This is a genomic window from Herbaspirillum lusitanum P6-12, assembly GCF_000256565.1.
In the GTDB taxonomy this organism is placed as follows: Bacteria; Pseudomonadota; Gammaproteobacteria; order Burkholderiales; family Burkholderiaceae_D; genus Herbaspirillum; species Herbaspirillum lusitanum.
This window is the reverse complement of sequence record NZ_AJHH01000156.1, coordinates 1-10,120: the sequence shown is the minus strand read 5'-3', so window position 1 is coordinate 10,120 and position 10,120 is coordinate 1. Positions and strand designations below refer to the sequence as shown.

The following is a 10,120-nucleotide window of genomic DNA, read 5'->3' as shown; positions in this document are numbered from 1 at the left end:
ATTTTTTTTAAAAATTTTTATTAATATTTCTTGCGATTGAAAATCGTCCTGTTTTCCTACTTTGTTGTCGCCAAACGACTATAAAAAGTCGAAAAAACTTCAAATTTCAGACTTTGCAACAAGAACCCTCGAGAAAACTCCTTAACTTTTACAAATACTTACCTTCAAGGTCAAATTTGGCGGTCTTGATATCAAGGCGACAAAAACCTACTTCGCAGCATGCAGTGCATCCAGGCTTTGCGCGATGTCGGCGATCAAATCTTCGGCCGCTTCCAATCCGATATTGAAGCGAACCAGTCCGCCCTTCTCCGTCCAGCTCTTACGCATGGTTTGCATACGATAAGGTACGCACAGACTGTGGGCGCCGCCCCAACTGAAGCCGATCTTGAATAGCGCCAAGCCGTCGACGAAACGATCGATTTGCGCTTCGCTGAATCCTTCATCAAAAATCACTGAGAACAAACCACCTGCACCGGTGAAATCACGCTGCCAGAGTTCGTGTCCCGGGCAGTCCGGTAATGCCGGGTGCAAGACTTTGATGATCTCGAGCCGCTGCTTGAGCCAAGTAGCCACTTTGCGCGCAGCGGCATCGTGCGCATCGAAACGCAGTCGCATCGAGGACAGGCTGCGCAGCACCATATAGACGTCGTCCATGCCCACGCCGAAACCCAGCCGCATATGCGCCAGTTCGATCTTGTGGTTGAGCTCATCGTCGCACGTGATCACGGCGCCCATGAGGACGTCCGAACCGCCGGACTGATATTTGGTCAGCGCCTGCATAACGATATCAACGCCATGATCGAAAGCACGGAACGCCAGTCCGGCCGACCAGGTATTGTCCATCGCCACCGGCACACCGCGAGCACGCGCCGCCCGGCAAATGGCCGGCACGTCGGAAACTTCCATGGACACCGATCCCGGCGCTTCGGTCCAGATCAGGCGCGTATTGTCCTGGATCAGCCCGGCGATGCCGGCGCCGATCAGAGGATCGTAAAACCGTGCCGTAATGCCGAAGTCTCGCTCCAGCCAGACAACCTGGTCGCGGTTCGGGCCATAGACGTTATCAGGCAACAGCACGTCGTCGCCGGACTTGAGCAATGCGAGGTTAACCATGGCAATGGCGGCAAGACCGCTGGGAACGATGCGGCAATGACGACCGCCTTCGATTTCAGCAAGACGCGCTTCCAGGGTGAACGTGGTCGGCGTACCGTGCAACCCGTAGGTGTAGCCGCTCTTCTCTTTCCAGTTGCGCGCTCGCATGGCTGCGACATTGGGAAACAGCACCGTGGACGCGTGGTTGATGGCCACCGGCAACGCGCCGAAATTGTCGGGCGCGGCGTACTTACTGTGAATCAGGCTGGTCTGAGGGGTATATTTTTCTGCCACGAAGAGCCTCGAATGAAATCTGGTTGGAAAGACGCAGCACCGCCAGGAATCATCCTGCTTGCGCCACAGGCGCTTAAGGTGCGCCGACTTTGAGCGAAAACGGTTTGGTGACGGAGCCGTCGAGCGTGGACCAGGTCCCGCTGAGCAGACCGTTTTTGAAGCTGCCTTCCCACTGGCCGGACACGTCCTTGCCGTTGTGGGATTCTTCCATCATCAGGTCGTTCTGATCGACTTCGCCAGCCAGCAATATCTGCGCGCTCTGGCCGAACACAAAATATTTCCCCTCCAGGCCGTCTTCGTCCGCCTTTGGCTTTACGCTGAGTTGGACCTGTGCATCGCCGAGCGTGCCGCGCAGCACTGCCGGCTTGCTCAGCATCTCCTGCAGACTGCCAGGAGTTGCTCCTGCAGGCGACGCTGCCGTCGTGGTTACTGCAGCCCCGGCTACAGCTTGCTGCGCCTGAGTGCAAATGGTAAAGCCGGACAACACAAACAACAGCAACAATCTTGAAACGCCAGCCATCATTGCGCCGCCGCCCACAAATCGTGCGCATCCGCAGCGGTGACGACGACATCGACGAACTCGCCGACCACGAGCTTTTTATGCGGTTCGAACGGCGGCTTGACGTAGACCACGCCGTCGATTTCAGGCGCATCTGCAGACGAGCGTCCGATGCCGCCGCTACGATCAATCTCATCAATCAGCACCCGCAAGGTTTTCCCGACTTTCGCTTGCAGACGTTTTTTGGAAATCTCTTCCTGCAATTGCATGACGCGCCCCCGGCGCTCTTCACGGACTTCTTCCGGCACCGGGTTGTCGAGCAGATTCGCGGTCGCACCTTCCACAGGGGAATAGGCGAAGCAACCTAGGCGGTCGATTTCGGCTTCCTTGAGGAAGTCGAGCAGGTATTCGAACTCGGCTTCGGTTTCACCCGGGAAACCGGCAATGAAGGTGGAGCGAATGGTCAGATCAGGACACATCTTGCGCCAAGCCTGGATGCGTTCAATGTTCTTCTCGCCGCTGGCCGGACGTTTCATGCGTTTGAGCACATCCGGATGGGCGTGCTGCAGTGGCACATCCAGGTATGGCAACACGTGGCCCTGCGCCATGAACGGGATGATCTGGTCCACATGCGGATAGGGGTAGACATAATGCAGGCGCACCCAAGCGCCGTAGCGGCTGGCCAGTTCGCCGAGCGCTTCGACCAATTGCGTCATGTGGGTCTTGACCGGCTTGCCGTTCCAGAACCCCGTGCGGAACTTGACGTCGACGCCATAAGCGCTGGTGTCCTGCGAAATGACCAGCAATTCCTTGACGCCGGCATTGAACAGGTTTTCGGCTTCCAGCATGATGTCGGCGATCGGCCGGGACACCAGGTCGCCGCGCATGGACGGGATGATGCAGAAGCTGCAGCGATGATTGCAACCTTCGGAAATCTTCAGGTAAGCGAAATGCTTGGGCGTGAGCTTCACGCCCTGCGCCGGCACAAGGTCCAGGAAGGGAGCATGCGGCTTGGGCAAATGCTTGTGTACTGCCTGCATGACTTCGCCGACGGCGTGCGGGCCGGTGACTTCGAGTACCTTGGGATGGATTTTCTGGATCAGGTCGTCGCCGTCGCCGTCTTTTTTGGCGCCGAGGCAGCCGGTGACGATAACCCTGCCGTTTTCGCTCAACGCCTCGCCGATCGCATCCAGCGACTCCTGCACGGCAGCGTCGATGAAGCCGCAGGTATTGACGATGACCAGATCGGCGCCATCATAGGACTTGGCGGTATCGTAGCCTTCGGCGCGCAGTTGCGTGAGGATTTGTTCGGAGTCCACCAGCGCCTTGGGGCAACCGAGTGAAACGAAGCCGACCTTGGGGGCTACCTGGGGTACGACGGGAGAAGCATTGGACATGACGGATGGACTAAAAAGGTAAAAAAACGGAGTTCAGGACGAAGCCGCTATTGTACCCTTTGGCAGGCGGGGCAGCCGTAAAACGGCACACCCGCCTTGACAGAATGACTACTTCTTGGTCGGATCGGTGGGAACGAACGGGAAAGTCCCGAACATGTTCTTGGTCTGGCTCTGCATCTGCTCCTGCATCTGGACGAACAGGGTCTTGCTCTGTTCGATGTAGTTGCTCATCATGCCTTGCATCATCGGCCCCTGCACATTCATGAATTGCGCCCACATTTCCGGGCTGAACGGCTTGCCTTCATAGAAACCCTTGGAGTTTTCCGTCAGCTTGTTCTGAATGTCGATAAACGCCTGGATGTTCTTTTCCAGGTAAGAACCCATCATGCCCTGCATGGCGTGGCCGTAGTAGCGAATAATCTGCGACAACGCCGCGCTGGAGAACATCGGCGCACCATGCGACTCTTCTTCCAGAATGATTTGCAGCAGAATACTGCGCGTCAGATCGTCGCCGTTCTTGGCGTCGACGACAGCAAATTCCTCGTCGTCGAGGACCAGCTGCTTCACGTCGGTCAACGTAATATAAGAACTTGTTTGGGTATCGTACAGGCGGCGATTTGGATATTTTTTAATTAAACGCTCGCCTGATTTTTTTGCACTTGTCATCTGAAATTCCAGTCTGTTTTCAGCTATATAAGCGGACCCCTGTTTTTAGATTGAAGTCGGTCCGCTGGCGTAACGCATTATAGGCGGGAAACTACGCATGCATACAAGTACGCAGTTTCCCGTAAATACAAGTCGACAAATCGGAAAAATGCATCCCGATTCCCGGCCGCGGTTAACCCATGTGCAGGCCGCCATTCAGCGAAAAGTCGGAACCGGTGGCGTAACCACCTTCATCCGAAGCAATCCAGGCGATGATGGAGGCGATTTCTTCCGGCTCTGCCAGACGCTTGACCGGAATGCCGGCGACGATTTTCTCCAATACTTCAGGGCGAATCGCGCGCACCATGTCGGTGCCCACATATCCTGGCGACACGGTGTTGACCGTCACGCCCTTGGTGGCGACTTCCTGCGCCAGCGCCATGGTGAAACCATGAATGCCGGCCTTCGCAGTCGAATAATTGGTCTGGCCGAACTGACCTTTCTGCCCATTGACCGATGAAATATTAATGATGCGTCCCCAGTTGCGGTCCACCATGCCCTCGATAACCTGTTTGGTCACGTTGAACAGCGAATTCAGGTTGGTGTCGATGACCGCGTCCCAGTCGGACTTGCTCATCTTGCGGAACTGGCCGTCACGGGTGATGCCGGCATTGTTGACCAACACGTCAACCTCGCCGATCTCTGCCCTTACTTTGTCAAACGCGGCCTTGGTCGACTCCCAGTCGGCAACATTGCCTTCGGACGCGTGGACGTCGAAACCCTGCTCGCGCATGGAAGCCAGCCATTTGTCTTTACGGGCAGAATTGGGGCCGCAACCGGCGACTACCGTGTAGCCGTCTTTGGCCAGACGTGCGCAAATCGGGGTACCGATGCCCCCCATGCCGCCGGTCACATATGCGATACGTTTTACCATGGTCCTGCCTCCTATTTGTGTCGGGTGGATAAGTTCCGGGGATGACGACGACTGCTATTTCACGTTGCCGTGCATGCAGACATCTTTATGAAATCGCATCCCGTTCTTGCTGCTTGCTGCTTTACTGCCTGGTTGATCTTCGCAGACCTTGTTGGTCGTATAGACCTTATTCGGCCCTGACTTTGACGTACCTTCCCGGCGCCGGCTCAATCGCTTTATATTTGGCGCTGCCGGCCTTCTTCGGCGCGGCAACCTGCTTGCCGGCATGCCTGGAAAGAAAATCCGACCATTCCGTCCACCAGCTGCCGGGATGTTCCACCGCGCCGGCAAACCATGCTTCGGGATCGGCCCCGATCTTGTCGTTGGTCCAGTAACTGCGCTTCTTTTTCGCAGGCGGGTTGATCACCCCGGCGATGTGTCCGGAAGCACCCAGCACGAAGCGGTTGTTGCCCGGCTTCCTGGCATTGAGGATCGATGTCGACGCATACGCCGAGGCCCATGGCACGATGTGATCTTCCCGCGAAGCGTAGATGAACGCAGGCATGTTGAGCTTGTAGAGATCGATCTTCTCGCCCGCGATGGTCAGCTTGCCCGGTTCCTTGAGCGCGTTCTCCAGATACATGTGACGCAGGTAATAGCAGAACATCGGGCCCGGCAAATTGGTGCTGTCGGCATTCCAGTAAAGCAGATCGAATGCTTGCGGCGTCTCGCCTTTGAGATAGTTCGACTCCACGTAATTCCAGAGCAGGTCGTTCGGCCGCAGGCTCGAAAACGCCGAGGCGAAATCGCGCCCCGCCATCAGCCCGCTTTTGCCGATCATCTGCTCGCGCATGCCGATCTGGACATCGTCGATATAGACATCGATGGCGCCGGTGTCGAGGAAATTCAGGAACGCCGTCAGCAGTGTCAGGCTGGCTACCGGGTCTTCGCCACGTGCAGCCAGAACCGCCAGCGCGCAGGAAAGAATGGTGCCGCCGACGCAGAAGCCGAGCGCGTTGATCTTGTCTTGTCCGGAAAGCAGCATGCCTGGAAAGAAAATCCGACCATTCCGTCCACCAGCTGCCGGGATGTTCCACCGCGCCGGCAAACCATGCTTCGGGATCGGCCCCGATCTTGTCGTTGGTCCAGTAACTGCGCTTCTTTTTCGCAGGCGGGTTGATCACCCCGGCGATGTGTCCGGAAGCACCCAGCACGAAGCGGTTGTTGCCCGGCTTCCTGGCATTGAGGATCGATGTCGACGCATACGCCGAGGCCCATGGCACGATGTGATCTTCCCGCGAAGCGTAGATGAACGCAGGCATGTTGAGCTTGTAGAGATCGATCTTCTCGCCTGCGATGGTCAGCTTGCCCGGTTCCTTGAGCGCGTTTTCCAGGTACATATGCCGCAGGTAATAGCAGAACATCGGCCCCGGCAAATTGGTGCTGTCGGCATTCCAGTAAAGCAGATCGAATGCTTGCGGCGTTTCGCCCTTGAGATAGTTTGACTCGACGTAATTCCATAGCAGATCATTCGGCCGCAGGCTCGAAAACGCCGAGGCGAAATCGCGTCCCGACATCAGTCCGCTTTTGCCGATCATCTGCTCGCGCATGCCGATCTGAACGTCGTCGATATAAACATCGATCGCGCCGGTATCGAGGAAATTCAGGAACGCCGTCAGCAGCGTCAGGCTGGCTACCGGTTCTTCGCCACGTGCAGCCAGCACCGCCAGCGCGCACGAAAGAATGGTGCCGCCCACGCAGAAGCCGAGCGCGTTAATCTTGTCTTGCCCGGAGATTTCTTGCGCCACATGAATCGCGTTCACCACCGCGTCGTCGACGTACTGATCCCAGGTCGCCGTCTCCATCGAGGCATCGGCATTGCGCCAGGAAATCAGGAAAACCGTATTGCCCTGCTCCACCGCATAACGCACCAGCGAGTTCTGCGGCTGCAGATCAAGGATGTAAAACTTGTTGATGCAAGGAGGCACGATCAGCAGCGGACGCGCGTGTACCGTTTTGGTCAGCGGCGCGTATTGGATGAGCTGAAACAGTTCGTTTTCGAACACCACCGAACCTGCGGTCGTGGCGACATCCCTGCCGACTTCAAAAGCGGTTTCATCGGTTTGCGAAACCCGGCCTTTTTGCAGGTCCGCAAACAATTGTGCAATTCCGCGCGTCAGGCTTTCACCATGCGTGTCGATGATTTTTTGCTGCGCTTCGGGATTGGTCGCCAGGAAGTTCGCCGGCGACAACGCATCGATCATTTGCTGCACCGCAAAACGAAGCTTCTGCTTGACCTTGTCCGTCGATTGGACCGCATCGACCATGGAAGTCAGAAAGCGTGCATTGAGCTGGTAGGCCGCCGCATGAAAGGCAAAAAACGGATTCGACTGCCATGCCGGCGCAGACATGCGGCGGTCGGTGACGGCGGGAATCTGGGAGTTTACTGCGGTCTGCCACAGGCTCGCGAACTGGTCGGCGTAGTCTTGCTGCAACCGGACGACGTCGGCAGGATCAAGCGTGGCGCCAAGATCGCCGAGCTGCTTCTGGATCGACTGCACGTCAAGCTGGCCGACAGCCGGCGATTGCCATTGCGGCCATGTCTGCCACGATTGTTGCCACGTCTTGGGATCAGATAACTGGCTGAGCCATGCTGAAACAACGGGAGGGACGCTTTGCGGGTTCTGCGTATTCATGCTCGCTTCTACAATTTTCGCGTATTGTTACGGTTTGTCGCTCAGTCTGTGAAACCAGAAACCACAATGTACATCGTCGCAATCGCATGGTTATATGTCGTCTTCATGATGTCGATTACCGAACAGTCGGTCACTGCAGGAATCATGACGTTTTTCCTGTACGGCGTATTTCCCTTGACAATTGTTTTATACCTGATGGGTACACCGCAACGCAAGCGGAATCGTCAAATCCGGGAAAAATCGAAAGCGGTGCGCGAGGCAGGACAAGGCCCGGAAAACGAGACGGTGCAGGATCCGAAAAACGAGTCCTGACACGCAATGAGAAATTCGCCGCCATACCGACATGAGGCGCGAGAATTACACGGCAGCGCAAAACTGCCAATAGAAGAAATACGAAAGTTGGAGATCGTGTTCAGCTACGCGTAAATGGCATATTCGCCGCATGCAGCGCAAGGAATTCCATTAGCGCGTCCTCGATGCCGTTGCTGCGCCAGCGCGGCACAACATAGATGATCGCAGCGCCGGTCCGCCCATCCATCCGCAGGGCGCAATTTCCCACATCAAGCGCACCGACGATTTCCGGTCCAAGCCTGGCGTAAACGCGCAAGCCATCCGTACGCGTTTCGACGTCGAACTGCAAATTCGTCAGCGCCATAGATGTGAGCTCAGGTGCAGTCCCAGCAGCAGCAAACCGATGAAGAAGCAGCGGCGAAACAGCACTGCCGAGATCTTCCCGCGCAACCACTGTCCGATGAACATGCCGCCCAGCGCCGGCGCCAGCGCCATCGCCGAAATCGCCGCGCCTTCCATCTGCAACGCGCCGCCTTGCGCAAGTCCGGCCGCCATGGCAATCGTCGACACCGTGAATGACAAACCCAGCGCTTGAATGAGTTCGTCTTTTTCCAGGTTGAGCGCCTGCAGATACGGCACCGCAGGAATCACGAATACCGCCGTCGCTGCAGTGACAAATCCAGTGGTCAGACCGATCAACGGCGACAGATATTTTTCGCTGCCGGCATTGACCGAAAATTTCACTGCCGCCAATCCCGACACGGCATACACGACCAGCGCCACGCCGAGAAAAACCGTCGCGCGCCCGCCTGCGTCGGTCGCCAAAACACTGGCGCCGAGCAGAGTACCGACAAAGATCCCCAACAGCATCAGCCAGAGCCGGCGCAACAGCCACATGAAACGTCCGCCGGCCAGCAATTGCCAGACATTGGTCACCAGTGAAGGCACGATCAGAAGCGCCGCCGCCTGCAACGGCGGCATGAACAAACCCAGCAAGCCCACTGCAACGGTCGGCAAACCCAGTCCGACCACGCCTTTGACGAAACCTGCCAGCAGAAAGATGGCGGCAACGGCGGACAGCAACATGAAATGGGCGGCATCAAAAGACAAGCTGGTCGGCACGGCGGCTCCTCGGGATTCATTCAACAATGCGCCAAGTCTGCCAGCTATCGTCATGCGGGAAAATCTGGAATACACTGAGCCAGCCTTCGTTGCTGCCGAAGGCTGGCCCGCCAACTCCATCCGTAAATCCGCCATCATGAGCACACGTCTTGACCTGAGCGACCTGCGGCTATTTCTGCATGTCGCGGAAACCGGCAGCATCACCGCCGGCGCCGATCGTTCTCATCTCGCGCTGGCATCCGCCAGTGCGCGCATCCGCAGCATGGAAGACGCACTCGGCGTGGCCTTGCTGCTGCGCGAACGGCGCGGCGTGCGACTGACCGAAGCCGGACGCGCCCTGCTGCACCACGCCCGCACCGTGCACCAGCAAATGGATCGGCTGCGCGACGAGCTCAGCGAGTATGCGCACGGCCTCAAAGGCCACATCCGCCTGCTCGGCAACACTGCGGCCATCAGCGAATTCCTGCCTGATGCGCTGGGAACATTCCTGGCGCAAAACCCGTATATCGACATCGATCTGGAAGAACGGCTCAGCCACGAAATCGTCCAGGCCATCGTCGACGGCGTCGCCGACATCGGCATCGTCGCCGACTCAGTGCCGACCGGCCCGTTGCAGACCATTCCCTTCCGTCAGGACCGGCTGGTCGCAGTGCTGCCGCGCAGGCACGCACTGGCGCGCCGCAAGACGTTGCAGTTCGCGGAACTCGTGGACAGGAATTTTATTGGACTGAGCAACGGCAGCGCGCTGCAGGAGCATCTGGCCGGTCATGCGCTGCGCGCCGGCAAACGCCTGCAATATCGCGTCAGGCTGCGCAGCTTCGATGGCATCTGCCGGATGGTGGAACGCGAAGTGGGCATTGCCGTGATTCCCGAAACAGCGGCTTTGCGCTGCAAGCAAACCATGGAAATCAACTCCATACCGCTCAGCGATGCATGGGCGAAACGGCAGTTGCTGATTTGCGTGAGAAGTCGCGAGGAGTTGCCGGGACATACCCGGCAGTTACTGGAACAATTGACGGGACCGGATGTGGCGGCTACCTGAGCCAGATAAGCGAAGCCATGCGGCCGGTCTGCTTGTCGCGCCGATACGAATAGAACCGCTTGTCGCTGACGGTGCAGAAGCCGCCGCCCGCAACCCGCCGCACGCCAACCTGCTCCAGCCGCTGGCGCG

10 protein-coding genes and 2 pseudogenes are annotated in these 10,120 nt (G+C 57.5%); 2 read left to right on the top strand and 10 right to left on the bottom strand.

From position 1 onward, the window contains the following. Positions 1-207 precede the first annotated feature (207 nt). The 7 genes and pseudogenes from HLUSI_RS0105300 to HLUSI_RS27100 form a co-directional block, all read right to left on the bottom strand. Complete coding sequence (locus tag HLUSI_RS0105300) at positions 208-1,386, bottom strand: cystathionine beta-lyase (protein WP_016832982.1); 1,179 nt, start codon at positions 1,384-1,386, stop codon at positions 208-210. A 73-nt stretch (positions 1,387-1,459) separates the two neighbouring features. Continuing rightward, a complete protein-coding gene (locus tag HLUSI_RS0105295; protein ID WP_238533923.1) occupies positions 1,460-1,924 on the bottom strand; it encodes a hypothetical protein in 465 nt (154 codons plus the stop codon). Beyond that, positions 1,906-3,282 (bottom strand): 30S ribosomal protein S12 methylthiotransferase RimO, encoded by a 1,377-nt coding sequence (gene rimO, locus HLUSI_RS0105290; RefSeq protein WP_029363151.1) that lies wholly within the window; start codon positions 3,280-3,282, stop codon positions 1,906-1,908. Before rimO ends, HLUSI_RS0105295 begins: the two co-directional genes overlap by 19 nt. Before the next feature lie 108 nt (positions 3,283-3,390). Further along, on the bottom strand, positions 3,391-3,948 hold the full coding sequence (gene phaR / locus HLUSI_RS0105285) for a polyhydroxyalkanoate synthesis repressor PhaR (RefSeq protein ID WP_029363150.1): 558 nt from the start codon (positions 3,946-3,948) through the stop codon (positions 3,391-3,393). A gap of 172 nt (positions 3,949-4,120) precedes the next feature. Then, positions 4,121-4,861 carry a 3-ketoacyl-ACP reductase gene (locus HLUSI_RS0105280; RefSeq protein ID WP_016832978.1) on the bottom strand — a complete coding sequence of 247 codons (741 nt, stop codon included), beginning with the start codon at positions 4,859-4,861 and terminating at the stop codon, positions 4,121-4,123. Positions 4,862-5,027: 166 nt separating this feature from the next. Beyond that, positions 5,028-5,879: pseudogene (locus HLUSI_RS27105) on the bottom strand (PHA/PHB synthase family protein); the annotation flags it as partial. A 1-nt stretch (position 5,880) separates the two neighbouring features. Then, a pseudogene (locus HLUSI_RS27100) lies at positions 5,881-7,536 on the bottom strand (PHA/PHB synthase family protein); the annotation flags it as partial. Positions 7,537-7,602: 66 nt separating this feature from the next. Here HLUSI_RS27100 and HLUSI_RS0105270 point away from each other — a divergent pair. Then, positions 7,603-7,848: a hypothetical protein gene (locus tag HLUSI_RS0105270; protein ID WP_016832973.1), complete on the top strand. Its 246-nt coding sequence runs from the start codon at positions 7,603-7,605 to the stop codon at positions 7,846-7,848. Positions 7,849-7,948: 100 nt separating this feature from the next. Here the strand turns inward: HLUSI_RS0105270 and HLUSI_RS0105265 are convergent, their stop codons facing one another. Together HLUSI_RS0105265 and HLUSI_RS0105260 are read right to left on the bottom strand one after the other, a co-directional pair. Further along, positions 7,949-8,191 carry a hypothetical protein gene (locus HLUSI_RS0105265; protein WP_016832972.1) on the bottom strand — a complete coding sequence of 81 codons (243 nt, stop codon included), beginning with the start codon at positions 8,189-8,191 and terminating at the stop codon, positions 7,949-7,951. Beyond that, positions 8,182-8,949: a sulfite exporter TauE/SafE family protein gene (locus tag HLUSI_RS0105260; protein WP_407649299.1), complete on the bottom strand. Its 768-nt coding sequence runs from the start codon at positions 8,947-8,949 to the stop codon at positions 8,182-8,184. The genes HLUSI_RS0105265 and HLUSI_RS0105260 overlap by 10 nt, the downstream gene beginning before the upstream one ends. A gap of 136 nt (positions 8,950-9,085) precedes the next feature. Between HLUSI_RS0105260 and HLUSI_RS0105255 the strand changes: the two genes are divergently transcribed. Then, positions 9,086-9,991 (top strand): LysR family transcriptional regulator, encoded by a 906-nt coding sequence (locus tag HLUSI_RS0105255; protein ID WP_029363148.1) that lies wholly within the window; start codon positions 9,086-9,088, stop codon positions 9,989-9,991. Here HLUSI_RS0105255 and HLUSI_RS31320 read toward each other — a convergent pair. Beyond that, positions 9,984-10,120: laccase domain-containing protein (locus HLUSI_RS31320; RefSeq protein WP_193365569.1), on the bottom strand; the 137-nt coding region annotated here is incomplete at its 5' end. The two genes, HLUSI_RS0105255 and HLUSI_RS31320, sit on opposite strands and share 8 nt — an antisense overlap.

What these genes read in the sequence shown, in the direction of transcription:
- rimO (WP_029363151.1), bottom strand. Translation starts at nt 3,282, where the DNA reads ATGTCCAATGCTTCTCCCGTCGTACCCCAGGTAGCCCCCAAGGTCGGC.
- phaR (WP_029363150.1), bottom strand. Translation starts at nt 3,948, where the DNA reads ATGACAAGTGCAAAAAAATCAGGCGAGCGTTTAATTAAAAAATATCCA.
- HLUSI_RS0105280 (WP_016832978.1), bottom strand. Translation starts at nt 4,861, where the DNA reads ATGGTAAAACGTATCGCATATGTGACCGGCGGCATGGGGGGCATCGGT.
- HLUSI_RS0105270 (WP_016832973.1), top strand. Translation starts at nt 7,603, where the DNA reads ATGTACATCGTCGCAATCGCATGGTTATATGTCGTCTTCATGATGTCG.
- HLUSI_RS0105265 (WP_016832972.1), bottom strand. Translation starts at nt 8,191, where the DNA reads ATGGCGCTGACGAATTTGCAGTTCGACGTCGAAACGCGTACGGATGGC.
- HLUSI_RS0105255 (WP_029363148.1), top strand. Translation starts at nt 9,086, where the DNA reads ATGAGCACACGTCTTGACCTGAGCGACCTGCGGCTATTTCTGCATGTC.